We start from the raw sequence: 25129 nt of genomic DNA on the forward strand, positions 1-25129 counted from the left end.
TTCAAATTGTCATCAATAAGAGAAGAAGCTTTAGCCTTGCATAAAAACCATGCCGGTAAAGTGGAGGTTATATCTAAGGTTGCTGTGGATAATGCCAGAATGCTTAGTTTGGCTTACACACCAGGTGTAGCCGAACCTTGCAAGGAAATTGCCCAAAATCCCGATAATGTCTATACATATACTGCCAAGGGAAATCTGGTAGCCGTTGTAACTGACGGAACGGCTGTACTTGGTTTAGGCGATATCGGGCCTCAAGCGGCTTTGCCAGTTATGGAGGGCAAGGCAGTGTTGTTCAAAAGTTTTGCCGGAGTAGATGCATTCCCTATTTGTGTTGATAGCAAAGACCCGGAAGAAATTATTAGAGTTGTAAAATGTCTTGCTCCAACCTTTGGCGGTATTAACCTGGAAGACATTTCTGCTCCCAGGTGCTTTGAAATTGAGAAAAGGTTGAAAGAGGAGTTGGATATTCCCGTCTTTCATGACGACCAGCATGGAACCGCTATTGTTGTTCTGGCGGGCTTGATTAATGCCCTGAAACTCATTAAAAAACCTTTGGATGAAATAAAACTTGTTGTAAACGGTAGCGGTTCCGCAGGTATTGCCATTACTAAATTATTGATGGATGCAGGTTTGAGAAACGTAATAATGTGCGATATTAAAGGTGTAATTCATAAAGATGCCGATTGGCTCAATACTGCCCAGAGGGAAATGGCTCAAGTTACTAATTTGCAAGGTCTTAAGGGTACTTTAGCCGATGCTTTGCGCGGAGCAGATGTGTTTATTGGCGTATCTGCTGCCGGCGTATTGAAAAAGGAAATGGTATGTGCCATGAATGACAAACCTATTGTCTTTGCTATGGCTAATCCGGTACCCGAAATACTTCCTGATGAAGCAAGGGAAGCCGGCGCGTATATAGTGGCTACAGGTAGATCCGACTTTCCGAACCAAATTAACAACGTGCTTGCTTTTCCCGGCATTTTCCGCGGAGCCCTGGACGTCAGGGCAAAAGAAATCAGTAACAAAATGAAACTGGCTGCCGCATTTGCTATAGCCGAGTTAATAGATGAAGCCGATTTAAGGCCCGATTACATAATCCCGGAACCTTTCGACTTACGGGTAGCGCCTGCTGTAGCCGGAGCCGTAGCCAAAGCTGCCCTTGAAGAAGGTATTGCCAGGGAAGAAGTAGAACCTGACGAAATTATCCAAAAGACAAAAGCGCTGGTAGCAAAAGCCAACCGTTTAAACCGTTAGCGAACCGGTCGGTATAGTTTTTTTGCTTTTTAAGGCACATTTAATGCAGTAATGTTTAAACCAGTATAGAATAAGAGTAAAAAAAATGTAAAGCGCGAATTCCTGCAGTATCATCCTGGCATCGTTCGGTGCAATATATAAAACCTGCAAAGGTGGGTGCGATTAATATGACAAAGATCCAGGGCCGGAAAAAAAACAAATATTGTATGTTGGAAGACGACAAAGTTTGTGATAATTGCTTGGAATGCAATACGTGCGACCTTGACCCTGGGAAAATATGTGATAACTGCGCTAAATGTATTGATACTGATATTGATTATAAAGTAATTGAAATTGATGATATTATTATCGAAAAAGATTTAAAAAGAAAACTAGCTATCGTTGATAAGAAAAAAACAGAGAAAAATAAAAACCACGGACAAAACGAAACATAATTTAATGTTTTGCTTCTCGTGAGAGAAGCCATTTTTGTATCATTTTTTTATATATTGATAACTTCCTATAATAATAATTATGTTAACTAACAAAAAATTTAGTTAGGTTGTTTCGTCAAAATATTAATTACTTCGTTGATATCGCCATTCACCGGTAAAATAAAATCCCCTCGCTGGAATTTGCGCTGAGCATTCTGAGCCTGAACTGCTTGGCGAAAGGCTTCTTTATCAGCTATAACACCGGCACTAAGCAGCAAATCTGCTATCTTGTCTGAACCGAAACCCTCGGGGATATGGACCCTCGCTGTTTTCATGGCGGGCCGTGGCATATTCGGCTGTTGTTTCACTATTTCTTGGTCATAGGAAGCATATGTTTCTGGCTGGGCCTTCTCATTTTTATCTTTATTGGCCCGTTTTGCATCATTACCCGATTCTTTGGTCGGGTTTTTCCGGGTATATTCCGCCAATGCCCGCTCATGCTGTTCTTTGGTAATCATGCCCAGTTTTTTGGCCTGTTCAATAACTTTTTTATTAGAAAGTTGCTGATTCGGCTGAAAAAAGCCCACCAAAACAGCGCTTAATATAAAACCTATACCTATGCCCAAAACGGTATCCGTCTTCAGCCATTTAAATACCATTTATTTCTTCCCCTTTGTTTTTCAGTTCCAGTATCAAAGCTACTTCTCCTTTCCCGATGGACATTTGTTTGGCTATCTGATCTACTGTATATCCCATTTCCGCCAGAGAATACACCGCTTGGTGCTTGGCCGGAACAGCCTGCGGCAACTTTTCCTGTGGATATTCTGAAGAGGAATCCTTTGTTACTGCCGGTTTTTGTACAACTTCTTTTTTGGCCAACTGCAGCTTAATATCCCGTTCCTTTTCTTTTGACCGAGTCTCATACAGGCTGATAATTTTCCCGGTTTTGTTTTCCTCTTCGGCGCGCGTACATTGATCAGGGTTAATAACCGGCATGTTTTGTACTGTGACCTGGGCTTCTTTTATCTTTTCGCTGATCGTTTCTACCACCTGCTCGGAAACACCTATCAGTTCTTTCATTAGACTCCCTACATCTTCTTTGGCCTGAACAATTTCTGCCTTTATTTTTTGCAAGTCCTTAATTTCCTGCTCATTGAACCGGCGCCTAGACCAAAAACTGCCTATTACTAAAATCAAGCCAATTAACAAAAGTAAATCCGACAATCTAAATCTCCCCTCATGGAATTAAACTTTTATGTCTAATAGGTTGCCTTTATTAGGTTCTTTGAAATCCTGCGGAGAATCTTCTTCTTGTGCATTATACCTTTGTTTCTTGCCATCTCCGGACTGCTGCCGATATTTTTCCTTTTCCTTTTCCTTTTCCTTCTCTTTCTTTATCTTGCCACCTTCTGATTTGGGGGAATTGGTCACCTGTTTCTGCTGTAATTCAGCCTGCTTCTGGAGTTGAGCCGCAAATTGCTGTTGTTGAAATTCCTCATGCTGGTTTTGAATCTGGTGGCTTTTGGCTACTTCGTCTATCTTGGGTATCAACACTTGCATATCCACTGGACGCAACGACATACCCAACCACCACCTTTTTACCACTTACTTTTATCTAACTTTTATCTATATGAAGAAATTTTGATTTCCGAGCCATCCTTGGTCAAACAAGCAAAGTGAATATCATCATGTACATGCAGAGAGGCCATGCCTATGGTTACCCTAACCCCGGAATGAATAACACCCTCGACCAGTATCCTTCCTCGTTCAGATTGCGCTATCTGATACTCCATGTTTTCCAGGTCATTTTTTAATGCTTCTATATCCTTGACCAACTGGGCCTGGGTCTGGGCCACTTTAACCACGATAGCCTTTTTATCAGTGGGTAGTTCCCCTAACGACTGCTGCATTTGTTTCAGGAGAGTTAATGCTTTTGTAGCCTTTTCCAACTCATTCTCTTTGGCTACCAGCTCTGTTTTGGCCTTGGCATATTCCAACCGTAAATAGGGGTTTACACCTGCTTCCAGTTCAGTAAGCGTAGCCAGGTTAGAACCAACTATCTTGGCCTGGATTTCTTCTCCGGCCCGGATAACTCCTCCGACTATCACTCCCTTGCCACCGACCGTTACCGTTTTGCCGGCTGATACATGTGAATGCATGATTGCTTCACCGACTACTATATCTTGTCCTGCCGTGACACTGGCGTTTTCAATAAACTGGGTATACACGCTTCCGCGGCAGACAATCATCCCTTTGCTTCTACCCACTATGCCGCTCTTTATTTTTAAATTTCCGCCACAATGCACAAAACCGCCGGATACGGAACCCTGGATTTCAATATCAGCTTCCGCCTTGACCGTAAAACCGTCGTTTACCGATCCTTTAACAATTACACTGCCGTTAAAATCGATGTTACCGGTACTGAAATCAACGTCGCCTTTTACTTCCAGAATGTTGGAAACAGTTATTTTATTTCCCTGCAGAACTACATGGCCGTTAATGGTAGAAACAGCCACCAAGCCATCATTTGTAAGCTCTACGTTCTTTCCTGCCGCCAGAATAACATCCTTACCTTGCCTGGGCGGCAATTCTTCTCCCGTTACTGTAAAACCCGGCACACCGGGAGTAGCCGGAATCTTCTCTGCCAGTACCTGCCCGGCCTCCACATTTTGTATCAAATCCAGGTTGTAAAAATCTACCCGGCCATCAATTAGTTCCTTGGGTTTCCCGGGCATTCCGCCGGGGTTAAACTTATAATCTATTCTGGCCGGCTGGCCGTCTTCTGCTGCCTTCCCCCTGGCCACTACTAACGGTTCAGTCATTCTCTCCATAGACAGGGCAAGTTCAATGGCTTCTTCATCAATCCCTGCCTTCACTCCTGCCTGTTCGAGGGCTTTGATCACGTCTTCCCTGGTAACCTGTTTTCCTCCTCTTGGCGGAGTAATAAAAAGATAGGCTTCCATTTTGTTCCTGCTTACATCAACCCGGCAAGTTCCATCTACTAATACTTCTTGTTGCGGCGGCGCTACCAGGACAGCTTCACCCGGATTTTCTAAAGCCTTCCTCACTTTATTCAAATCCGGGTTCTCCACTTTGCGTGAATGAAGTTCCATAATGATGTCATTGGGAGAAGGCACAGATTCTCCTCGTATGGGAGGAAAAACCAGTAAGTATACTCCGTCACCACGATATTCAAGTAAGAATTTGCTGTCGTTTCGATTACTCATCATGTTTACCTCCACTTATTTAAAGAATCTTCTTCTTCACGCGGCTAAGCCTCCCCCGCAGTCTCAGTATAGCTTTGGTATGTAATTGCGAAATGCGTGATTCTGTAACCCCAAGTACCTTGCCGATTTCTTTTAAAGTCAATCCTTCGTAATAGTAAAGAGCGATAACCATCTTTTCTCTTTCCGGCAATTTATTTATTGCTTCTCCGAGGATCTTTTTTCGTTCCTCAAACATTACCGCTGCCACGGGGTCAGGCACTTTACTGTCGGCTATTGTATCAATCATCTTGACCCCATTGGACCCATCCCGGTCAAACACAAACAGATCTTCCAGAGAGAGCAAGGAAGTACAACTGGTTTCCTGCAAAAGGCTGTAAAACTGTTGTTTGGTGATGCCCAATGTTTGGCACATTTCCTCATCTGTAGCCGGACGTCCCAATTCATTTTCCAGCCGTGCGTAGGTCTCCTCCAACTCTTTGGCCTTCTGTCGAACGGAGTAAGGTATCCAGTCCATGGACCTCAATCCATCCCATATGGCGCCCTTGATCCTGGAAATAGCATAGGTTTCAAATTTAATATTTCTTTCTGGTTCGAATTTCTCAATGGCGTCTATCAGGCCAAAAATTCCATAGCTGATCAAGTCATCCTGCTGTACATTAGGCGGCAAAGATATGGCTAACCGCCCCGCAACATACTTTACAAGGGGTGCATATTTTAATATCAACTGCTCCCTGGCAGCAAGATCCCGTTCTTTTTTAAACCTGTCCCACAGGGAAATGTATTGGATTTTAGCGGTAGAACCTGTCATTTTTTAACCTCCTGCAGCGGGTTTACTCTTCAAGACCCATTTTCCGAATTAATTCCGCCATGCGTTTCGGGTCATTATTAACTATCCTGCTAACCTGGGGGTCAATTTGTTTAGCCTGAAACGGCTCAAAATTAAGTTCATTTTCTGACTCTTGTACGTTATTTTCAGGTTTTTCCCGCATTGTATTTGTCTCCAGGACACCATGGTCATCGATCCTGAGATCCAGCTTAGGCCTGCTCGACTGTATTCCGTCCCCGTAATTTGAATTGTTGAAAGCCATGATCCGGACAATATTAGTTAAGCAGAAAGTGATTACTGCAAAAATCCCCCCACCCAATAATCCTCTGGATAAAGAAGCCCATAAGGAAACATCACTGCTCAATGCGACTATAAATATAAAAACGGATACTATGCCACTGACGAGTACAAACAACTTTAAATGGCTAAAATTCAAGAACATTTCCTCCCCGGAAATTAAATGATTTTTTCCCCGACATTTATAGTCCGGATATACAGTTTACCGGTTTCAGTATAAAACTCTATGGTACGTCCATAGTTCCCTCCTACATCCTCCGCCAAAAGTTTAATCTTCAGCTTGGCCAATGTCTCTTTAACGGCCTCAGCGTTTCTTTCACCTATACGCATAATATCGTTGCCACTGTAAAAAGAAAACATCTGAGCGCCCCCGGCAATCTTGGCCACCAACCTCTGCCGCAAAGCTCCCAAATTTTCCATTTGTTTTACCAGCAGAGGAATTGCCGTGTCAGCAAACTTGGCTTCGTTTCCCACAGAACGGGCCTGTGTGCTATAAGGAAGCATAATATGGGCCAAACCGCCTATTTTGGTAATGGAATCCCACAAACATACACCCACGCAGGAGCCCAAACCTGCAGTCTGAAGAATGTCCGGGCATTTGGCAACGTTAAGGTCAGCCATGCCTATTTTGATGATTTTTGCCATCTACCCAGTCACCCCTATTGATTCCAATATTTTTTCCAAAGACCCTTGTTCCGGCAGCAAAAAGAACTGGCCAGTAATTTTTTCCTTTATTGCACTAAATTCTGTTTCCAGCAACAGGGCGTGGTCGCCGATTGTGCCAGCCTGGGCCAGGACCGTATCTAAAATGGCGCCGGCCATATCTATAGCTATAGCAGGCACTGAAGGAATAAAGTCCAATTTGGTAAAGCTGGACAATGAATTTAAATAAGCTCCCGAAACTACATTTGCCACCTCTGCCAAGGCAGACTTGTCCAAAGCATCTAATTCTGCGGTAGTTCCCAGAGGTCGCCCCATCAAAATATCTACCAATACCCTCGCTGACTCTATAGGCAATACAAATAAAATATTGCAGGGAGCCTGTCCGGTTGTGGTAGTAAACAGTCCGGCGACTACCTGTTCTGCACCCCCTAGAGCTTCTGTTACCTCTGTAAAAGGTATAATTTTTATTTCCGGTACTGTCATATGTATTCTTTTGCCCATCATCACCGATAAAGCGGTAGCTCCGTTACCGGCTCCTATGGTACCAATTTCCCTGAGAGCATCAAGTTGACTTTCTGTTAATTCTAAAAACGCTGACACAGAAATAGTTCACCCTTTCTAACTATCTAGGGGTTTCTGTAATTTGTTACAGCATTTAAAATCTCCTCAATGTTCAGCAATATCAATAAACGTTCCCCTAATTTGCCGACTCCTGTAAAATAAGTTGAGTTTTGATTGTTAGAGACAGTAGGTGCAGGTTCTATCTGCGATTTAGGTAAAGTAATAACTTCCGAAACCGAGTCTACTATTATGCCCAACAACACTTCCTCGGCATTGATGATAATTATCCTAGTAGCTTCTGTATTCGAACGCGGTGATTTATTAAAAAGCGTCCGTAGGTCCAAAACTGGAATAACCATACCGCGCAGATTAATTACGCCTTCAATAAAATGCGGGGCATGCGGAACGCGAGTTATATCAAGTAACCTGATAATCTCCTGGACATATCTGATATCAACCCCGTATTCCTCGTTCGCCAAATTACAGGCCACTAACTGAATATCAGTTTCCAAGGTATGTCCCTCCTAGAACAAACTGGCCACATCTATAATCAACGAAACCTGGCCGTTGCCAAGTATTGTTGCCCCCGCTATCATAGGGATGCCCCCTAGCAAACTCCCCAGGGATTTAATTACGATTTCCTGCTGTCCCATCAGTGCATCGACTATAAGGCCGGCCCTTTTTTCTCCTTTTCGCACGATGACCACGTTAATCTCTTCTTCTTTTTCTATATCGGAAGGAGGCACATTAAAAACCTTATGCAGCTTTATTAAGGGCAGCACATCTCCTCTGAGCAGCATTACTTCCTGATCATTAACACTGTTTATTTGACCCGGCATAATACTTGTTGTTTCCGCAATAAAGCTGAGGGGAATCGCATAAATTTCGGCTTCCAACCGGACCAAAAGCGCTTGAATAATGGCCAATGTAAGTGGTAACTGGATTTTAAATCTCGTTCCCTCTCCCATTTTGCTTTCGATCTGGATGTTGCCGCTTAAGGCCTCAATTTTGTTCTTAACTACGTCCAGCCCCACACCCCGCCCGGAAACATCAGTAACTTTTTTAGCCGTACTAAACCCAGGCTGGAAAATATACATTAAAATCGCATTATCATCCATGGCAGCAAGTTCCTCGGGTGTTGCCAGTTGCTTTTCGAGTATTTTCTTTTTAACCGCTTCTACATCTATTCCTTTGCCATCATCCTTAACTTCGATGATTACATGGTTGCCTTCGTGCCTTGCAGCAAGAATAACTCTCCCAACAGGCGGTTTGCCGGCGGCAATTCTTTCCTCCTTGGTTTCTATTCCATGGTCTACCGCATTTCGTAGCAAGTGTACCAATGGGTCACCAATTTCATCTATAACAGTCCTGTCCATTTCAGTTTCTTTACCTTCAATAACGAGTTCAATTTCTTTATTCAGGTCCCTGGCCAAATCGCGAACCATACGGGGAAACCTACTAAATACCAGGTCAATAGGGACCATACGAACCTTCATAACCACATTCTGCAGGTCTATACTGATCCTGTCCATTTGCTCCAAAGTTTCTGTTAACTCGGGAACCTGCGCGTTACGACCGATTTGAACCAGTCTGGTTTTATTAATCACTAATTCCCCTACCAGGTTAATCAGGCTATCCAACCGGTGGATATCCACCCGAACACTTTGGCTCGTACGCATTTTTTGAACGAGTCCCGGTTTAGGCTGGGTTAGATTTGGTTGACTGGAAACATTAGGTAATGATTGATTGGTTTCCGGCACTTGTACGGATGCCATTTGTGCAGTTGCAATTTCCTGCCCTGCAGGAATTGCAGGCGCTTCTAATGCTGAGACTGCGGCCGGCGCCGGGATAGTAACATGATTTAAACTATCTTTGGTAATTTCTTCTATCTCAGGTTCTTCCACCTCGGCAATACTCAGTAGGGCTTTTTGTACCCGCTCAGGTCCTTCACTGGAGATTACAACAACGTTAAAGCTGGTATCGAACTTCTCTTCTTCTATGTCCTGTACCGTTGGCACGCATTTTATGATTTCTCCTATTTCTTCCAGGTTTTTAAAAACCATAAATGCCCGGGCTGATTTCATCACACACTTGGGGCTGATATGTACGGTAATATGGTAACATTTGAAACCTTGTTCAAAGGCTTCCAGGAGGAGGTTTTTTTCATATTCATTAAAGGCCTCTTCTTTACTGTCACTTTTAATGTTATGGCCGTTACTTACCGGGGACGCAGAATCTTGTCCGGCAAAACCTTGACCGCTGATTACATCGCGTAAACTGCCGATAATTTCACCTAAAGTAAGTTTGCCTTCTCCTCCATTGGCTATATCATTAACGGCATTATCCAAGATGTCTACTGACTTAAAGAGCAAGTCAACAATATGACTGTTTAACTGCAAATCGCCGCTACGGAGTTTATGCAACACGTTCTCCATTTCATGGGTCAGTTCTGCCACCTGTGTATAGCCCATTGTTGCCGACATACCTTTAAGGGTATGCGCCGAACGAAAAATTTCGTCCAAGATGCCCCTGCCCTCCGGATTTGACTCCAGAGCTAACAAACTGTCATTTAACTTCTGAAGATGTTCTTTCGCCTCCTCTAAAAACATATCGAGGTATTGCGACATATCCATGGTATTACCTCCCGAATAGGCTTTAATTTAGCAGTTCAAGCAGCAACTTGGCAACATCTGAAACCGGGACCACATAATCGGCACACCCGTTTTCAATAGCTGCCTTGGGCATTCCAAAAATTATACAGGTGGACTTGTCTTCAACAATAGTTAACCCGCCATTTGCCTGGATCTGCTGCAAGCCGATCACACCGTCTTTGCCCATTCCCGTGAGAAGTAGGCCAATTTTACTTACCTTGCATCTGGCCAAAGAGGCCATCATGGTATCAATAGAAGGGCAGTTGCCCGTTGGCGGCTTATTTTCCTGCAATCTAACAAAACACCCTGCTGAATCTTCCCAAATTACCGTGTGCCAACCTCCGGGCGAGATATATACTGTTCCGGGCCGGAGCCTTTCACCGTCCTCTGCCTCTTTTACAGCCAGGGAACAGACCTCATTTAACCTGCTGGCCAGCGACCTGGTGAACCCAGACGGCATGTGCTGGGCCACAATAACTGCAGCCGGAAATTCCTCTGGCAACTGCGGCAATATTGTTTGCAACGCCTTAGGGCCTCCGGTGGAAGCGCCAATAGCCACAACCTTCATTCTTGCCGGGTTAAATCCTTGAAACAGAATACCGTCATCCCTAGCCGTTTTTTCATTTTCAGTTTTTTTGTTTTGGGCCCGGAGACCTTCATTAATCACCCTGTTCCCAGGATAAAGCATCTTCTTTGCATCTGCTGCTATTTTCACTTTTTTTATCAGTTCATCCTGAACTTTTTCCAAGTCCAGCGATATTTGCCCCGAAGGTTTGGTTACAAAGTCAACGGCGCCCAATTCCAGCGCTTTAATAGTAGCTTCGGCCCCAATTTGCGTACAATTACTGAGCATAATAACCGGTGTGGGGGTTTTTCGCATAATTTCCCGCAGGGCCTCCAAACCGTTCATCACTGGCATTTCCACATCCATAGTTATAACATCGGGGCCCAGTTTTTCTGCTTTCTCCAACGCCTCAGCACCGTTGAATGCTGTACCGATAACTTGAATATCAGGGTCCTGATGCAGTAGGTCGGAAATGAATTGCGTCATAAAAAAAGAATCATCCACAACTAAAACTGTATACTTTCTGTTTTCCATGTCCACTCCTAAAGAAGCCCTTTTCTGCGAAGTTCACGCTGTTGGTTAAATATATAACGGATTATTTTATCCCTTTCGCTCTCCTCGATAATGTTGAATTCAATACCTACTGAATACATCTGCTGATCACCCTGACCATTCTTGATAACCCTGACCACTTTACCGATAGCGAGAACATTCACTCCATCCGGAAAAGCCATGTGTATTTCCAGCAGGTCTCCCAAATGCAGGGGATTTTCTGTGCTGAACATAATACCCCCGCCGCTTATATCAATGGTTGTAGCATAGTAAAAGTCGGAATTCTTTTCCAGGTTCTCTTTCAGGAGACAAAAAGTCATCGGTATTTTAGCATCTATCCGGACAAAGTTTCTTCTTTGCACCCTTTTTATGTTATAGGGTTTGTCCAGTGTCAGTGTGGGTACAGGTTTTAAGTCGGTAGCCAAAACAACAGTATCAAAGGTATACAATGCCGCGTTATCCAGGTATGACACGGTGACCTGGGTGCCTATCTTCAGGGGAACAATTTGTCTGTTAACCATAGGCGCCGCCACGACCAAGTTTTTTTCCGTGATACCTTCCACACGGCTTTTAAATTTGTTTATTCCCAAAGAAAAATTAACTTCAATTTCAATGGGTTGGTTGATTTTAATTGGGCCAAAGGCTCCCATTGCAAAGCTCCTTTCCTTGAACAACACTAACCAAAAAAATTGGAAAGTCGGTTAAAAAAGGACTTAATCCCACTGGGCTCAGCATATTCCTGCTCCATCAACTGCGCAGCCAGTTTTTGAACACAGGCAGTAGCCGGCGACTTGGGATATTTTAAAACAAAGGGTTCCTGGCTTTTGACAGCCTTGGATACAGACGGGTCGTCCAGTATAAAACCAAGACTCCCGATGTTGAGCTTTAAGAATTTTTCAGCAACAATTGACAATTTAGTTGCTGTAACATCGGCCTCTCTGGCATTTTCCACTTTATTAACCACCAAATGTATTACGCCGTTCTTTTTCTTGGTGGTCATCACTTTAACCAATCCATAGGCATCAGTGATGGCAGTTGGCTCAGGGGTAGTTATTACAATCACTTCATCGGCCGCCAAAACGAAGCTCATTACATTTCGCGATAACCCTGCAGCCGTATCTATAATCAGAATGTCAGCCAAGCCCTCCAGTTCACCAAGTTTGGCAATAAACTGTTCTACCTGCCAGCGCCGCAGGTTGGCCAGTTCCTGGATACCTGAACCGCCGGCAATTATCTGGAGTCCCTGCGGTCCTGGTACGATAATTTCCTGGATTGTTTTTTCTCCCTTTAAAACATGGTACAGATTATACTTGGGGCTTATACCCAGTATGACGTCTATGTTGGCCAAACCCAAATCGGCGTCAAGAACTATCACTTTTTGACCGTAAGCCATCAGAGACAGGGCAAAGTTTATAGTAAAGTTAGTCTTGCCAACGCCGCCTTTCCCACTGGTAACAGCAATAATCCTGGTTTTTTTCCCGTTCCCTTTGATTTCTGACTCGACTTGGTTTTTAATGGTTCGAGCAAGAATGCGTAATTTTTCTGCCTGATCACGCATACCTACCGCTCCTTCACAATCATTTTTACAATTTTTTCAGGGTCTGCAATTTCAATGTCATCGGGAACGTTCTGGCCTACCGTAACATAAGACAAATGCTTTTGGGTTTTGTTGATAATGTTTAAAATAGCTCCGTATGTTGAAGTTTCATCAAGCTTAGTAAATACCAGCTTAGTAAGTGGAATATCGGAATAGCTGTTGATAATTTCCAGCATATCCTTGTATTTCGTTGTAGCGCTCAGCACCAGGAGAATTTCTGTTGCATCAGCCGCATCCAGATATGCTTTCAGTTCTGCCATTTGGGCAACATTTTTATGACTGCGTCCGGCCGTATCAATGAGAATTAAATCCTTGTCCGTATGTTGGCCGATAGAATCCCGCAGCTCCTCGGGTGTATAAACAACGTTAACAGGAATACCGATTATTTCTCCGTAAGTTTTTAACTGCTCTACAGCCGCAACTCTGTATGTATCAGCAGTTATCAGGGCAACCTTCTTTTTATCGACGATGGAAAAGGTGGCTGCCAGCTTGGCAATAGTTGTAGTTTTTCCTACCCCCGTGGGTCCGATCAGAGCCACAACCTGTTGATGCAATCCTTGCTTTTTAAAAGTGATAGGCTTGGGGCGGCGTAATATTTTTAACATGGACTGTTCCAGAGATTTCTTAAGTTTATGCCCTTCTACCGGTTCTTCGGCAGGATAAGTTTTTAAAAGCCCTTTTAGTATTTTCGCTGCCAGCGCCTCTTCCACTTCATTATCTATCAGTATCTGGTGGAACCTTTGCAGCGGCTCCGGCAGGCTTTTAGCATCCAAGTTAGCTTCCATCTGGCTTTTCATTTCATACATTAACATTTTCATTTCCTGCAGCTCCGCCTGCAAATCAGCGTTCCGTTCATCATCGACACCGCCGGCTTTTTCCTTAAAGTTAGCAAATGAATGAACCTGAGCCTGGTTAGCAACCTTTTGCGCAGTAGGTTTGGGCTGCGAAACCGGAGAAATTGGATTATCTTCCACAGCGGCCGTTACTTCCACCATGGTTTTACCAAAAAAGCCGAAAAAACCGCCTTCTTTAAATTTCCGGGTATGTAAAATAACAGCATCTTTTCCCATATCCATTTTCACTTTCAGCATGGCATCCTGCAGATTTTCGGCAACATATCTCTTAACCCGCACTAAATGTTCACCACCCCAACGGATTCTACGTTAATCCTGTTATCAAGTTCGTTATAGGACAGTACTACCAGTTTAGGCATAAGTTTTTCCGTGAGCCGTTTAAAGTAAATCCTGACCACCGGTGCACATAAAATAATGGGCATGTATCCTTTTTCCGTAACCTGGGTAATCACATTCGACAGTTTTTCAAACAAAGCCTGTCCCTTGACAGGGTCTATCGCCACAAAAGACCCATGGTCAGTATGCTGGATAGAATCGCGAATTAACTGTTCCACAGCCGGGTCCAGAGTAATGACATGTAATTTTTCATTGCCGTCCAGGTACTGTTTTATAATCTGGCGTGACAACGCCTGCCTTACGTATTCCGTAAGCATTTCCGGGTCCTTTGTTACTTTCCCGTAATCAGCCAGCGTTTCCAAAATAGTAACCAAATCCCTGATAGCCACCCTTTCCCGCAACAGGTTGGCCAACACTTTCTGGACTTCTCCCAGGGAAAGTACCTGGGGTACCAGCTCTTCAACAACAGCCGGATAATTGCTCTTGATGTTATCAAGAAGTGTTTGGACATCTTGCCGGCTGAGGATTTCATGGGCGTGACTTTTAATAACTTCAGTTAGATGAGTGGCTACCACCGAAGACGGGTCAACAACGGTATAACCGGCTAATTCTGCCTGTTCCCGCAGGTTGGCAGGTATCCACTTGGCCGGCAAACCAAATGCCGGTTCCACGGTATCTATACCGGTTATCCCGTTTTCGGTAAGACCGGAACTCATTGCCAAATACCTATCCATTATTAATTCACCGCCGGCCACCTCAACACCTTTAATTTTTATCGAATAACAGTTGGGTTTTAACTGCATATTGTCCCGCATACGAATGGGTGGTAAAACAATGCCCAGTTCCAGCGCACACTGGCGGCGGATCATAACGACCCTGTCCAGCAGGTCACCGCCCTGCTGGGCATCTACCAAAGGAATAAGAGAATAACCCAGTTCCAGTTCCAGGGTATCTACGTGCAGCAAGCCCAGGACATTTTCCGGTTTCTTAATGTTTTCAATTTCTTCTTCCTGTTGTTTTTCTGATTGCAGTTGTGCCGTCTGCTGCTGAGTCCTATGTATACTGTAAGAAATGACGCCCATGACAGCGGCCAGGGCAATAAATGGAATAGCCGGCATTCCCAGAAAAGCTAGTAGAACCAAAGCGCCAGTAGCAATTGCCAGTACTTTCGGTTGCCGGAAAACCTGCCAGCCCACTTCGTGTCCCAGATCAGTATCGGAAGCGGCCCGGGTTACAATAATACCTGTGGCTGTAGATATGAGCAGGGCCGGGATCTGGCTTACCAGGCCATCACCTACAGTCAAAATGGTATATGTATTTAAAGCCTGGGTTACCGACATACCTTTTTGCAGAACCCCGATGATAAAACCACCAACTATGTTTATGACTACGATAATTATACCGGCAATGGCATCACCTTTGACAAATTTGGAAGCACCGTCCATGGCGCCATAAAAGTCGGCTTCCCGCTGAATTTTTTGGCGGCGTTCCTTGGCCTCTTCCTCAGAAATGAGTCCCGTGTTTAGGTCGGCATCTATAGCCATCTGCTTGCCCGGCATAGCATCCAGGGTAAAACGGGCAGCAACTTCCGACACCCTCTCCGCTCCCCGGGTAATGACAATAAATTGAATAATTATCAGGATAATGAAGATGACAAAACCTACAACAGCACTGCCACCCAGGACAAATTGGCCAAAAGTCTGAATAATCTCACCGGCAAAGCCTTGCAGCAAAATCAACCGGGTGGAAGAAACATTAAGAGATAATCTGAATAAGGTGGTAATTAATAGAAGGGATGGAAAAGACGAAAATTCAAGGGCCTCTTTGTTATATAACGCCACCAACAAAATAACCACGGCGACGGAAATATTAACCGTCAAGAGAATATCCAGCAACTGGGTAGGTATGGGAACAATCATCATGATAACCATTGCCAGAACCGCTACAGCAAAAACAATATCCAGGTGTTTCAAGCCTCTAATATTGATAGTATTGGAAGAGCTGGACATATGCGTTCCTCCTAAATCCTGCCTTTAAGCTTATATACAAAGGCCAACACTTCGGCTACGGCCTGATAGAGTTCCGCCGGAATGGATTCGCCTATTTCAACGGCGTTATATAAAGCCTGAGCCAGTGGTTTATTTTCAACCAAAATAACACCGTGTTCTTTAGCTACCTGTTTTATCCTTTGGGCCAGGTAATCTTGGCCCTTGGCCACAACCTCCGGAGCAGACATGGTATCAGCATCATATTTCAATGCCACAGCGTAATGAGTTGGGTTGGTAATTACCACATCGGCCTTGGGAACTGCCTGCATCATTCTGGCAAGAGACATCTGCTGTTGTTTTCGCCTGATAGCAGCTTTAACCTTCGGGTCCCCTTCCGTCTGTTTCAATTCCTCCTTGACTTCCTGTTTGGTCATTTTCAGGCTGCGCTCATATTCCCACCATTGATACCAGTAGTCAAACGCGGAGAATATCAGCAAACAAACAGCGATCTTAAATGCCATATTAAGAATCAACCGGCCTATAAACAAACTGGAAGCCCGAATATTCATGTCCAAAAGCTGGGGGAATTTGTTAAACTCAGATTTGTAACCGGCATAAGCAATGTATCCTACTATGGCCACTTTTACCAGGGATTTCACAAGTTCCACCAGCGACCTGGCGCCAAACATGCGCTTAATTCCGTTAATAGGGTTTAAAGCACTAATATTTGGCTTCAGCGGCTTGGTTGTAAATATAAAGCCTGATTGCAACAAGTTTGCGGCCACACCCGAAACCATTGCGATGCCTGCTATTGGCAGAACAGTCATGAAGCTTACCTTTATCGTAGAAAAGTATAATTGATGAGAGGTCCTGACGTTTAATACAAAGTCCTGGCTGCCCCACATCCTGTATATTTCCCTGAAAAATCCGGATAGCTGTTCAAGCATATAAGGGAAAAACAGTTTTATTGAAATAAAAGTCGCCAACAAGACAACAGCAGAGTTGAATTCCATACTTTTTAAAACCTGGCCTTCCTGCTTGGCCTTTTGTCTTTTCTTCGCTGTCGCCTTTTCAGTCTTTTCCTGGGCAAACAACTGCAGGTTAAGCGAAAGATGCCTGGGTTGGCGTTTGTGGATCATATTAAACCTTCCCCTAATGCATAAGTTTTATCAGTTTCAGCAAGTCACTGTAGTTGGTTTCAAAAAGCATATCCAGGAAGAACATATAAAACGGCAAAATCAATACCAGGAGAATGATGCCGATGACTATCTTGGCCGGAATCCCTACCAGAAACACGTTCATCTGAGGTACCGTCCGGGCAATTATGCCAAGGGCAACTTCAGCCACCAGCAGTGCGCCGACTATTGGGACGGCCAGTTTAACGGATAATGCCAGAACATTACCAAACATGCCGATTAAGTATGTGGAAATGGCCTTGTTGGGCTGAAAACCCAGCAAAGGTATTACATCGTAGCTATGAAATAAAGCAGCAAATAAATAATTATAACTATTGGTAGTAAGATAAACTAAAATAGCAATCATATATTTAAAAGTTCCGACAAGAGGAACCGATATTCCACTTAACGGATCAACCACGTTTACCATGGCAAAACCTATGTGCATATCTATCTCCTGACCGGCTATATAAATCACACTGAATATAAGATAACTGGCGAAACCAATAATTAAGCCAATTACTAATTCACTTATCAACAGCAAGACAAAAGGAATAATCGATGTTGTCACCGTTGCCATTTGGGGATGTTTGGCCATAAATACAATTATACTTATAAGTACGATCAGGCCTGCTTTTACCTGCGTAGGCAGGTTCCGGGAGCTAAAAACGGGGGCTACCAGCAAAACACCGCTTACTCTGGCCATAACCACCAGAAATATGTCAACCCTGTTCAGCAAACTGGTTAAACTGTCCATGGCAGCCCTTCTTTCATTTACTTGATATATGATGGTAAATTTATGAATATATTGGAAGTGTATGATAAAAGTACGTTTAACATCCACGACCCAAAAAGTACAATGGCTCCCAATATCCCAAGGATTTTGGGTACGAATGTAAGGGTTTGCTCCTGAATGTGGGTGGCCGCCTGAAAAACGCTGATTATTACACCTATCAGTAAACTGGTAGCCAAAATAGGTGTGGAAATTAAGAGAAGCGTTATAAGGGCATCCCTTCCTATGCCAATTATAGTTTCCGGTGTCAAAATTTTACGCCTCCTATTGAAAACTCATAATCAGAGACCTTACTATGAGGTTCCATCCGTCGACCAAAACAAAGAGCAGTAACTTGAAGGGCAAAGAAATCATCATGGGCGGCAGCATGATCATACCCATGGACATTAAAGAACTGGCTATCACCATATCTATGACGATAAAAGGAATGTAAATCATAAAACCTATCTGAAAAGCCGTTTTTAATTCGCTTATTGTAAAGGCAGGGATTAAAACATAAGTCGGAACATCATCGTGTGTCCTAGGCCGTTTAATATTGGCCATTTTCACAAACAGGGCCAAATCCTTTTCCCGGGTCTGTTTGAACATAAAGTCCCGGACCGGTGTAACAGCCTTCTTTAAAGCCTGTTCCTGCGAGAGCTTTCCTGACAGGTAAGGCTGCAGCGCCTCCTTATTAACCTGGCTCCAGGTAGGCGCCATAATAAAAAAAGTTAAAAACAAGGCCAACCCGATAATAACCTGGTTTGGTGGCGTAGTATGAGTAGACAATGCGCTGCGGACAAAAGACAGTACCACTACGACCCTTGTAAAAGCTGTAGTCATGATTAATATAGCCGGAGCCAAAGAAAGGATTGTGATAAGAAAAAGTATCTGCAAGCTCTTACTTACTTCCTGCGGATTGGAAGAAGAATTTATATTTATGTCCACATTGGGCACCGGCACCGCCGGAGCAGCAAATACTTTTACAACCGGAGCGCTAAAAAACGATAACCCCAAAACTGCTATTGTCAGCGCTGAAAAGATTAATATTTTTCTAGCGCCCACACTATCCATTCTGGTCATCCTTTCCGGTAGGTTTGTTTTTTGTACTGTCTGCCAGGTTTTGTAGTTTCTTGATCTGTTCCTGGATGTGACTGCTGAAATTCGCCGCAGGTAAATTACCGACCCCGGTTTTGGATAATATAACTTCCCAAAACCTGGGTGGTATAATAGGTTGGCTTTCACGTTCCGCTGCCCTGGTCCTGAGTTCCTCGATTATTTTGCTGTCCTTAATTTCATATAAAAAATTAATGTTGTGATCGGTTACTCCCAGGACCAGGACCTTATCGGCCACGTCAACGATAAACAACCCCTTGTTCATGCCCAAAGCAAACTGGTCAAGTACGGAAATATTTTCACTGCTGCCCGTTATTTGGGCATTTTTCTTCAGAAAACGAATAGTCAAGTAAGCTAATCCACCAACTATAATCAGGCTAAGCATCAGTTTTACCAGCAGTGAAAACATGCTGGGCATGGGAGTAGGAACGGGGTCAATTTCGGTGTCTAAATTAAGCTTCTCCGATGCTGCCCAAACTATATTGCCGTTCAGCAAACAAAACAGGATACCGAAAAACAAAGTCTTAGCCGCATTCAATACTTTGGACAAGAACATGGCCCACACCCTTCCGGATTCAATTTAGCTAAGGGCCTTTCGGACAGCTTCCAATACTCTGTCAGGTTGAAAGGGCTTCACAATAAAGTCCCTGGCTCCGGCCTGGATGGCGTCAATGACCATTGGCTGTTGCCCCATGGCGCTGCACATAATTATATTTGCATTGGGATCGATTTTTTTTATCTCCTTTACTGCCGTAATGCCATCCATTTCCGGCATAGTGATGTCCATAGTAACCAAATCCGGCTTCAGTTCTTGATACTTTTCCACTGCTACCTGTCCGTTTTCTGCTTCACCCACGATTTCGTACCCGTTCTTGCTCAGAATATCTCTAATCATCATGCGCATAAAAGCTGCGTCGTCTACAATGAGAATGCGCGTTCCCATAGGTTTCCTCCTTAACTGTTATTGTAGATTGGTTACCCTTTCCATCGGACTTACGATATCGGTAATTCTTATCCCAAAATTCTCATCTATAACAACGACCTCTCCTTTAGCCAAAAGCTTGCCGTTTACCATCAGGTCAACAGGTTCACCGGCCAGTTTGTCCAGCTCGACAACAGAACCTGGCGCCAGGTTGAGGATTTCCCTTATAGTTTTCTTGGCTTTACCCAGTTCTACAGTAATTTGCAGGGGTACGTCCATGATTAAATCGATAGTGGACGGAGTTTTTGGCTCAAAACCCATATTTAAGGGAGCAAATTGGGCCGGTTGCACTGGTACTGAATTGGCAGGCTTAACATTTCCCCCGCCGGTAAACCCTCCCAATTGGTATTGGGCATTACCGGTATCCTGTGCTATTGATTGAAACGGTGCGTTTGGCTGTGGAGCTGCAGCCAACTGCTCCGTATATCCCGCATTGGTCGGGGTCTGAGTTTTGGCCGCAGCAGTTGCCGCCGCTTCTGCATGGGGAGCCTTCATATCATCCATCAATCTGCCCACCAGTTCCCTGGCAAAATCCAGAGGTATCAACTGCATCATTTCGCTGTTTACCAGATCCTCAATGGTCATTTTAAAGGAAACCTTTACTATGGGTTCGTCAGGATTGGCCAGACGGCCCTTAAGTTCATCGGTGGCCAGATTGATCAAATCCACGGTAGGCGGCGAGATTTCCACCCTTTCCTTGATAATAGTGGAAAAAGCCGTTGAAGCAGAACCCATCATCTGGTTCATGGCTTCCGCTATGGCGCTTAAATGCATTTCTTCCAATTGAGCGGGCGGTGAAGTCCCATCACCCATCATCATTAAGTCCACGATTACACCGGCATCTCCGTCTTTGATGATCAAAACATTGGATCCCTTAATACCGGTCACATATTCCACATTCACCAACAAATACGGTAAAGGATAATCGTGGCGTAACCTGGCCGGGGTAGTAATTTCCACAACCGGAGTGGTAATTTCTACTTTCTTACCGAGTAGTGTTGACAACGCTGTAGCTGCCGAACCCATAACCATATTGGCAACTTCTCCCACAGCGTCTTTCTCCATATTGGTCAGTTCGTCACCGGTAGGTCCGGCGGCAGCTTGATGTGTTTCCGGTTCGCTGGCATTGATCGCCTCCTGAAAAGCATCTGACCTAAGCAAAGCATCTATTTCCTCTTGGGAGAGTACCCCGTCACTCATTATCTTCATCTCCTTCCTTTACAAGCCTGGTTATCTGTACAGCCAACCTGCTGCCAACCGTTCCAGGGCGTCCATAGAACTTTTTACGCTCGCCCACCATTATTTTCAATTCGTCAGTAGCCCTGTTATCAAGCTGGATTACATCTCCGGGCTGTAATTCGAGCAATTCACCCAACTTAATTGTGGTTTCACCCAAAACTGCGGATAGGGTGATTTTCGCTTTCTCCAACCTTCTCTGGGTATTTTGAATGTGCTCTGCGGTTACTGTTTTAGCTGTACCGGCAAACCAAAAATGCGCAGTCAATTTGCTGATTATTGGTTCCAACACAATAAACGGAATACAAAGGTTCATAATCCCTTCGGTTTCCCCGATGGTGGCATGGATGGAGATTAAGACCACCATTTCCGTGGGTGACACTATCTGAGTAAACAATGGGTTAGTCTCTATGACTTCCAGTTTCGGGTCAAATTCGATGATATTTTCCCACGCCTCTTTTAATATCTGCAAACAACGGATAATGACCTTCTCAATGACGGTCCGCTCAATGTCGGTAAGGCCGCGCATTTTTTCGGGCGCCTGACCGGGACCGCCAAACAAGCGATCCAAAATGGTGAAGGTCACATTGGGGTTAACCTCCAAAATAGCATTACCCGCAAGGGGTTCCATCATAAAAATGTTTAAAAGCGTCGGATTGGGCAGTGAACGAATGAATTCATCATAAGTAATCTGTTCAACTGAATGAACGTTCATGGTGACAACAGTTCTTAAATGGGCGGACAGGAACGTTGACAGCAAACGGGCAAAGTTCTCGTGAATAGCCTGCAGGGTATGAATCTGTTCTTTGGAAAATTTGTTGGGCCTTTTAAAATCGTATACCCTGATTTTTTTGTGGTCTTCTTTTTTGCTCTGTGTTTCGGAAGAGCCGCCGACTTCGCCCGCAGACAGCGCGCCGAGCAGCGCATCAATTTCTTCCTGGGACAGAATCTCGCTCACTCAGTTCACCTCCTGTCGCCGCTGACTACTGAATAACAAAGTATGTAAAGTATATCTCATCGATATTTCCGGTAACCAGGAGTTCGTTGATACTTTTTTTCAACCTGTCAGCCAGCTTATCCATACTCTTGGGTTCATTTAACGCATCGGCTGATTGTTCCCGCAGCACCTTGTTGATGGTATTCTGGATAGCAGGTAACTTGTTGGTGATTTCCGTTTCCAGTTCTTTGTTGGCAAAGGAGAAAACGATTTTCACCTTAATATACCTGGACCCGCCGGCCAAATTAGTCAAATATTCACCGGCGTCAAAGGTGGTGCCAATGTTATCGGTTTTTATCTTGGCATTGGCGTTATAAGTAGACCCATGCTGCGGCGCAGATACGGCAGCAAAACGTGCCACCGCGAAGGATATCCCGGCCGCCAGAATGATAATGGCAATACCGGCAATAATTAACTTGATGGTGCCGGCTGACGAGTTCTTGCCCTGCGGTTCCTGTTCCTCTTTTAAATCTTCTTCAGCCATTTTCGTCCCCCCGATCTAACCATGGTTTTCTTTCTTATTCTTTTGCTGTATCAGCGTCTTCGCTCAGAATTTCAGGCAGCCATTCTTTTTTTTGTTCCGGGCCGCAAACTATAAACCTGGTGCCAATGGAACGCCGGTACTCGAGGACTTTTTCTATAACCTCATCGACAGTATCCTGCAGCACCAGTTTCCGGCCTGTGGAAAGAGTCAACACTGTATCTGGAGTGGCCTCCACAAATTCAATAAGTTCCGCGTTTACCACAATTTCCCTGCCGTTCATCCTGGTTACCTTAACCATCTCCATAACCTCGCTTCCATATAGATTGGTTGGGGTAAGGGGTAACCCCTTACCCCAACCCTCCAGATGAATTATCTCTTCAGGTTAACCAGTTCCTGGAGCATTTCGTCGGACACGGTAATTATGCGGGAATTGGCCTGAAAACCTCTCTGGGTAATAATCATATCGGTAAATTCCTGGGACAGGTCCACATTGGACATTTCCAACTGGCCGGGCGAGATATTACCCCGGCCGCCGGAGCCGGCAGCGCCAATTTGTGCATTACCGGAGTTGTTAGACTGAACGTATAAGTTTTCTCCAGCTTTCATCAGACCTGCCGGGTTATTAAAGTTTGCCAGCGCTACTTGAGCCAAAGGTTTGGTTAAACCATTGGAAAATCTTCCGGTAATTATACCTGATTTATCGATGGCATATCCGTTTAAAACTCCTGAAGGATATCCGTCTTGACTATTCATGTCAGCATTGGATGAACCATTGAACTGAGTTAATTTTGTAAAGTCAATTTTAACTGTTATTGGCGTACTCGCGCCCACAGAACCGTTTAAATTTAAGTTAAGTGTGGATGTGCCGGGAGCGGGGCTATTGTAAGTGCCATCAGGATTAAACGTAATAACATTATTTGTCAGTGTAAAACTGGTAATTCCCGATGGAAGTGTGCCCAAGTCAAAGGTCCATTCATTGGTATTACTTTTGGTAAAAGTTGCCGGTATAGTGTATAAGTTCCCCAGCGAATCGTAAACCTCAATAGAAACATTCCGTACTGTACCTATTGCTGCACCGGCATCAAGATTATTTATGAAATCAATGTTGGCGGTCTGTTTAGGCTGGATAGACTGTCCTTTTGGAATGGTAATTCCCTGTATAGCTGTCGAGGTATCAATCTTGCCAGTATTATCTGCCAGCCACCCCTGTACTTTTAAACCGTTCGGGTATACTAAATTTCCCAGAGCATCAAAATCAAAATTGCCGGCCCTGGTGTAATACCTGTTCATGCCGTCTCCTACGATAAAGAACCCGTCTCCATCTACCATCATATCAGTAACCTTGCCGGTGGTTTCCGAACTGCCCTGGGTATGAATAGTATCTATGGTATTGATGGTCATACCGAGACCAACCTGCATGGGGTTGGTACCCCCCCTGGTAGTTGTCGGGGAAGAGGCGCCGCGGATATTCTGGCTCAACATATCCTGGAAAGTAACCCTGGATTTCTTATAGCCGATAGTATTAACATTGGCGATGTTATTGCCAATAACATCCATCCTGGTCTGGTGATTTCGCAATCCGGATACTCCGGCAAACATGGAACGCATCATAATGCAATCGACCTCCATATAAGCTATTCATTACTTAATTAGTCTGCACTTCACCGGCCGCCTCTGTCGTTCGGCGGCCCAGGGCTTCCTCATAGAGGTCCGGCCCGTTAAACAATAACTGCACTGTCTATATTCGTAAAGACATTTTCCTTCATGCTGGCGTCATCCACGGCCGTAATGACTGTTCGGTTCGTCACACTGACTATAAAAGCCATATTGTTCATCAAAACCAGCGAATCCCTTGCTCCCTTCTGAGCTGCCCGCTGAACCGCATCATTAAGCTTTTGCATATCGGCCGGACTTAGTTGAATATTCCTGGTGCTTAGCCGCTGCAGGGCATGCTGGGAAAACTTCACCGGCTCTTTGGCCATCTGCTGCAGCAGAATGTTTTGGAAGGACTGCGGCGCTTCAGCTCTGCCGCGCGGATCAGGCTGCTGTTTTTTGTGCGAAGGGTTGACAGGCAATATTGGTTGATTGAAGTACAATTTGTCTACCACTGTAATCCCTCCTTTTCAGCGCAAGTAATTACGAGCCTAATACCATAGAAATATATCCCAGGCCAATTTCCTTGCCGTTTACAACTACCTTTGGTTCCCCATCAACTATCTTCATTGCCGTTACAAACCCGGTCAGCGGTTCATTCTGGTCGGGCAGCGTAGCCTCCACCTGTTTTCCTATTAGACCGATAGCCTGGCTGATAGTAGATTCCCTGAAAAGGGTTTCCTGAAATTGCGCTAATTTGGCAAAACCATCGCTCATATTGGTCATTTGTTCCAGGGCGCTGAACTGGGCCATCTGGGCAATGAAGTCCTTGTTATCTGTGGGTTCCAATGGGTCCTGGTATTTTAACTGGGTCAACAGCAGTTTGAGAAAATCGTCTTTCCCCAGTACATTTTTTACCGTCCTAGATACCGCTTCCTGGTTCTGTGTTGAACCCGCATCAGATACATTATTTACTGTGGTCATTCTTTACGC

At 44.5% G+C, this 25129-nt stretch carries 30 protein-coding genes; 2 read left to right on the forward strand and 28 right to left on the reverse strand.

Annotated features, from left to right (window positions below):
* Positions 1-6: 6 nt before the first annotated feature.
* Positions 7-1251 (forward strand): NAD(P)-dependent malic enzyme, encoded by a 1245-nt coding sequence (locus tag ACSNJE_RS11130; protein WP_495252679.1) that lies wholly within the window; start codon positions 7-9, stop codon positions 1249-1251.
* Positions 1252-1418: 167 nt separating this feature from the next.
* On the forward strand, positions 1419-1685 hold the full coding sequence (locus ACSNJE_RS11135; protein WP_052216748.1) for a hypothetical protein: 267 nt from the start codon (positions 1419-1421) through the stop codon (positions 1683-1685).
* A 98-nt stretch (positions 1686-1783) separates the two neighbouring features.
* On the opposite strand, the gene ACSNJE_RS11140 is transcribed toward ACSNJE_RS11135, so the two are convergent.
* From ACSNJE_RS11140 to ACSNJE_RS11275, 28 genes are all read right to left on the reverse strand, one after another.
* On the reverse strand, positions 1784-2323 hold the full coding sequence (locus ACSNJE_RS11140; protein ID WP_495252680.1) for a hypothetical protein: 540 nt from the start codon (positions 2321-2323) through the stop codon (positions 1784-1786).
* Positions 2313-2888: a DUF6115 domain-containing protein gene (locus ACSNJE_RS11145; RefSeq protein ID WP_052216750.1), complete on the reverse strand. Its 576-nt coding sequence runs from the start codon at positions 2886-2888 to the stop codon at positions 2313-2315. The genes ACSNJE_RS11140 and ACSNJE_RS11145 overlap by 11 nt, the downstream gene beginning before the upstream one ends.
* A 21-nt stretch (positions 2889-2909) precedes the next feature.
* Positions 2910-3245: a hypothetical protein gene (locus ACSNJE_RS11150; protein ID WP_495252681.1), complete on the reverse strand. Its 336-nt coding sequence runs from the start codon at positions 3243-3245 to the stop codon at positions 2910-2912.
* Positions 3246-3286: 41 nt separating this feature from the next.
* Positions 3287-4891, reverse strand: a complete 1605-nt coding sequence (locus ACSNJE_RS11155) for a flagellar assembly protein A (RefSeq protein WP_495252682.1) — start codon at positions 4889-4891, stop codon at positions 3287-3289.
* A 19-nt stretch (positions 4892-4910) separates the two neighbouring features.
* Entirely contained in the window at positions 4911-5699 is a 789-nt protein-coding gene (gene whiG, locus ACSNJE_RS11160; RefSeq protein WP_052216753.1) for an RNA polymerase sigma factor WhiG, read from the reverse strand.
* Between the two features lie 22 nt (positions 5700-5721).
* A complete protein-coding gene (locus tag ACSNJE_RS11165; RefSeq protein WP_495252683.1) occupies positions 5722-6153 on the reverse strand; it encodes a hypothetical protein in 432 nt (143 codons plus the stop codon).
* A 20-nt stretch (positions 6154-6173) separates the two neighbouring features.
* Complete coding sequence (locus tag ACSNJE_RS11170; RefSeq protein WP_013120382.1) at positions 6174-6659, reverse strand: chemotaxis protein CheD; 486 nt, start codon at positions 6657-6659, stop codon at positions 6174-6176.
* Positions 6660-7277: a chemotaxis protein CheC gene (locus ACSNJE_RS11175; RefSeq protein WP_013120383.1), complete on the reverse strand. Its 618-nt coding sequence runs from the start codon at positions 7275-7277 to the stop codon at positions 6660-6662.
* Positions 7278-7303: 26 nt separating this feature from the next.
* The gene (locus ACSNJE_RS11180) at positions 7304-7750 is read right to left on the reverse strand and encodes a chemotaxis protein CheW (RefSeq protein ID WP_461568037.1); all 447 of its coding nucleotides are present in this window, start codon (positions 7748-7750) and stop codon (positions 7304-7306) included.
* 12 nt (positions 7751-7762) lie between these two features.
* Entirely contained in the window at positions 7763-9871 is a 2109-nt protein-coding gene (locus tag ACSNJE_RS11185) for a chemotaxis protein CheW (protein ID WP_495252684.1), read from the reverse strand.
* A gap of 22 nt (positions 9872-9893) precedes the next feature.
* Entirely contained in the window at positions 9894-10988 is a 1095-nt protein-coding gene (locus ACSNJE_RS11190) for a protein-glutamate methylesterase/protein-glutamine glutaminase (RefSeq protein ID WP_013120386.1), read from the reverse strand.
* Positions 10989-10996: 8 nt separating this feature from the next.
* Positions 10997-11656, reverse strand: a complete 660-nt coding sequence (locus ACSNJE_RS11195) for a flagellar brake protein (RefSeq protein WP_013120387.1) — start codon at positions 11654-11656, stop codon at positions 10997-10999.
* 26 nt (positions 11657-11682) lie between these two features.
* Entirely contained in the window at positions 11683-12564 is an 882-nt protein-coding gene (locus ACSNJE_RS11200) for a MinD/ParA family protein (protein ID WP_013120388.1), read from the reverse strand.
* A gap of 2 nt (positions 12565-12566) precedes the next feature.
* Positions 12567-13736, reverse strand: a complete 1170-nt coding sequence (flhF, locus tag ACSNJE_RS11205) for a flagellar biosynthesis GTPase FlhF (RefSeq protein ID WP_495252685.1) — start codon at positions 13734-13736, stop codon at positions 12567-12569.
* On the reverse strand, positions 13736-15802 hold the full coding sequence (gene flhA, locus ACSNJE_RS11210; RefSeq protein ID WP_495252686.1) for a flagellar biosynthesis protein FlhA: 2067 nt from the start codon (positions 15800-15802) through the stop codon (positions 13736-13738). Before flhA ends, flhF begins: the two co-directional genes overlap by 1 nt.
* Positions 15803-15813: 11 nt before the next feature.
* Complete coding sequence (gene flhB / locus ACSNJE_RS11215) at positions 15814-16920, reverse strand: flagellar biosynthesis protein FlhB (RefSeq protein WP_474773040.1); 1107 nt, start codon at positions 16918-16920, stop codon at positions 15814-15816.
* A 13-nt stretch (positions 16921-16933) separates the two neighbouring features.
* Positions 16934-17713 carry a flagellar biosynthetic protein FliR gene (gene fliR, locus ACSNJE_RS11220; RefSeq protein WP_052216764.1) on the reverse strand — a complete coding sequence of 260 codons (780 nt, stop codon included), beginning with the start codon at positions 17711-17713 and terminating at the stop codon, positions 16934-16936.
* A 17-nt stretch (positions 17714-17730) separates the two neighbouring features.
* A complete protein-coding gene (fliQ, locus tag ACSNJE_RS11225; protein ID WP_474773039.1) occupies positions 17731-18000 on the reverse strand; it encodes a flagellar biosynthesis protein FliQ in 270 nt (89 codons plus the stop codon).
* 13 nt (positions 18001-18013) lie between these two features.
* Positions 18014-18802: a flagellar type III secretion system pore protein FliP gene (gene fliP / locus ACSNJE_RS11230; RefSeq protein WP_052216766.1), complete on the reverse strand. Its 789-nt coding sequence runs from the start codon at positions 18800-18802 to the stop codon at positions 18014-18016.
* Positions 18795-19400: a flagellar biosynthetic protein FliO gene (gene fliO / locus ACSNJE_RS11235; protein WP_052216767.1), complete on the reverse strand. Its 606-nt coding sequence runs from the start codon at positions 19398-19400 to the stop codon at positions 18795-18797. The genes fliP and fliO overlap by 8 nt, the downstream gene beginning before the upstream one ends.
* Before the next feature lie 24 nt (positions 19401-19424).
* On the reverse strand, positions 19425-19787 hold the full coding sequence (locus tag ACSNJE_RS11240) for a response regulator (RefSeq protein ID WP_013120396.1): 363 nt from the start codon (positions 19785-19787) through the stop codon (positions 19425-19427).
* Positions 19788-19805: 18 nt separating this feature from the next.
* Complete coding sequence (gene fliY, locus ACSNJE_RS11245) at positions 19806-21026, reverse strand: flagellar motor switch phosphatase FliY (protein ID WP_495252687.1); 1221 nt, start codon at positions 21024-21026, stop codon at positions 19806-19808.
* Entirely contained in the window at positions 21019-22020 is a 1002-nt protein-coding gene (gene fliM, locus ACSNJE_RS11250) for a flagellar motor switch protein FliM (protein WP_495252688.1), read from the reverse strand. Before fliM ends, fliY begins: the two co-directional genes overlap by 8 nt.
* Before the next feature lie 25 nt (positions 22021-22045).
* Entirely contained in the window at positions 22046-22543 is a 498-nt protein-coding gene (locus ACSNJE_RS11255) for a flagellar basal body-associated FliL family protein (protein WP_474773036.1), read from the reverse strand.
* Between the two features lie 34 nt (positions 22544-22577).
* On the reverse strand, positions 22578-22847 hold the full coding sequence (locus ACSNJE_RS11260; RefSeq protein ID WP_242843540.1) for a flagellar FlbD family protein: 270 nt from the start codon (positions 22845-22847) through the stop codon (positions 22578-22580).
* 65 nt (positions 22848-22912) lie between these two features.
* Positions 22913-24154, reverse strand: coding sequence for a flagellar hook protein FlgE (locus ACSNJE_RS11265; RefSeq protein ID WP_052216772.1), 1242 nt, complete (start codon positions 24152-24154; stop codon positions 22913-22915).
* Between the two features lie 107 nt (positions 24155-24261).
* A complete protein-coding gene (locus ACSNJE_RS11270) occupies positions 24262-24651 on the reverse strand; it encodes a TIGR02530 family flagellar biosynthesis protein (RefSeq protein ID WP_052216773.1) in 390 nt (129 codons plus the stop codon).
* Positions 24652-24679: 28 nt separating this feature from the next.
* Positions 24680-25120 (reverse strand): flagellar hook capping FlgD N-terminal domain-containing protein, encoded by a 441-nt coding sequence (locus ACSNJE_RS11275; RefSeq protein ID WP_474773035.1) that lies wholly within the window; start codon positions 25118-25120, stop codon positions 24680-24682.
* Positions 25121-25129 lie beyond the last annotated feature (9 nt).

It is taken from the genome of Thermincola sp. GK-1, from assembly GCF_059412445.1.

Bases quoted from the DNA above. Each gene is read 5' to 3' on its own strand.
- fliR (WP_052216764.1), bottom strand. From the start codon at position 17,713: ATGGACAGTTTAACCAGTTTGCTGAACAGGGTTGACATATTTCTGGTG.
- ACSNJE_RS11265 (WP_052216772.1), bottom strand. From the start codon at position 24,154: ATGATGCGTTCCATGTTTGCCGGAGTATCCGGATTGCGAAATCACCAG.
- flhB (WP_474773040.1), bottom strand. From the start codon at position 16,920: ATGATCCACAAACGCCAACCCAGGCATCTTTCGCTTAACCTGCAGTTG.
- ACSNJE_RS11255 (WP_474773036.1), bottom strand. From the start codon at position 22,543: ATGGCTGAAGAAGATTTAAAAGAGGAACAGGAACCGCAGGGCAAGAAC.
- ACSNJE_RS11195 (WP_013120387.1), bottom strand. From the start codon at position 11,656: ATGGGAGCCTTTGGCCCAATTAAAATCAACCAACCCATTGAAATTGAA.
- ACSNJE_RS11135 (WP_052216748.1), top strand. From the start codon at position 1,419: ATGACAAAGATCCAGGGCCGGAAAAAAAACAAATATTGTATGTTGGAA.
- fliP (WP_052216766.1), bottom strand. From the start codon at position 18,802: ATGGATAGTGTGGGCGCTAGAAAAATATTAATCTTTTCAGCGCTGACA.
- ACSNJE_RS11240 (WP_013120396.1), bottom strand. From the start codon at position 19,787: ATGGGAACGCGCATTCTCATTGTAGACGACGCAGCTTTTATGCGCATG.
- ACSNJE_RS11200 (WP_013120388.1), bottom strand. From the start codon at position 12,564: ATGCGTGATCAGGCAGAAAAATTACGCATTCTTGCTCGAACCATTAAA.
- ACSNJE_RS11275 (WP_474773035.1), bottom strand. From the start codon at position 25,120: ATGACCACAGTAAATAATGTATCTGATGCGGGTTCAACACAGAACCAG.
- ACSNJE_RS11260 (WP_242843540.1), bottom strand. From the start codon at position 22,847: ATGGAGATGGTTAAGGTAACCAGGATGAACGGCAGGGAAATTGTGGTA.
- ACSNJE_RS11150 (WP_495252681.1), bottom strand. From the start codon at position 3,245: ATGTCGTTGCGTCCAGTGGATATGCAAGTGTTGATACCCAAGATAGAC.
- ACSNJE_RS11155 (WP_495252682.1), bottom strand. From the start codon at position 4,891: ATGAGTAATCGAAACGACAGCAAATTCTTACTTGAATATCGTGGTGAC.
- ACSNJE_RS11170 (WP_013120382.1), bottom strand. From the start codon at position 6,659: ATGGCAAAAATCATCAAAATAGGCATGGCTGACCTTAACGTTGCCAAA.
- ACSNJE_RS11190 (WP_013120386.1), bottom strand. From the start codon at position 10,988: ATGGAAAACAGAAAGTATACAGTTTTAGTTGTGGATGATTCTTTTTTT.
- ACSNJE_RS11185 (WP_495252684.1), bottom strand. From the start codon at position 9,871: ATGGATATGTCGCAATACCTCGATATGTTTTTAGAGGAGGCGAAAGAA.
- whiG (WP_052216753.1), bottom strand. From the start codon at position 5,699: ATGACAGGTTCTACCGCTAAAATCCAATACATTTCCCTGTGGGACAGG.
- ACSNJE_RS11140 (WP_495252680.1), bottom strand. From the start codon at position 2,323: ATGGTATTTAAATGGCTGAAGACGGATACCGTTTTGGGCATAGGTATA.
- flhA (WP_495252686.1), bottom strand. From the start codon at position 15,802: ATGTCCAGCTCTTCCAATACTATCAATATTAGAGGCTTGAAACACCTG.
- fliO (WP_052216767.1), bottom strand. From the start codon at position 19,400: ATGTTCTTGTCCAAAGTATTGAATGCGGCTAAGACTTTGTTTTTCGGT.
- fliY (WP_495252687.1), bottom strand. From the start codon at position 21,026: ATGAGTGACGGGGTACTCTCCCAAGAGGAAATAGATGCTTTGCTTAGG.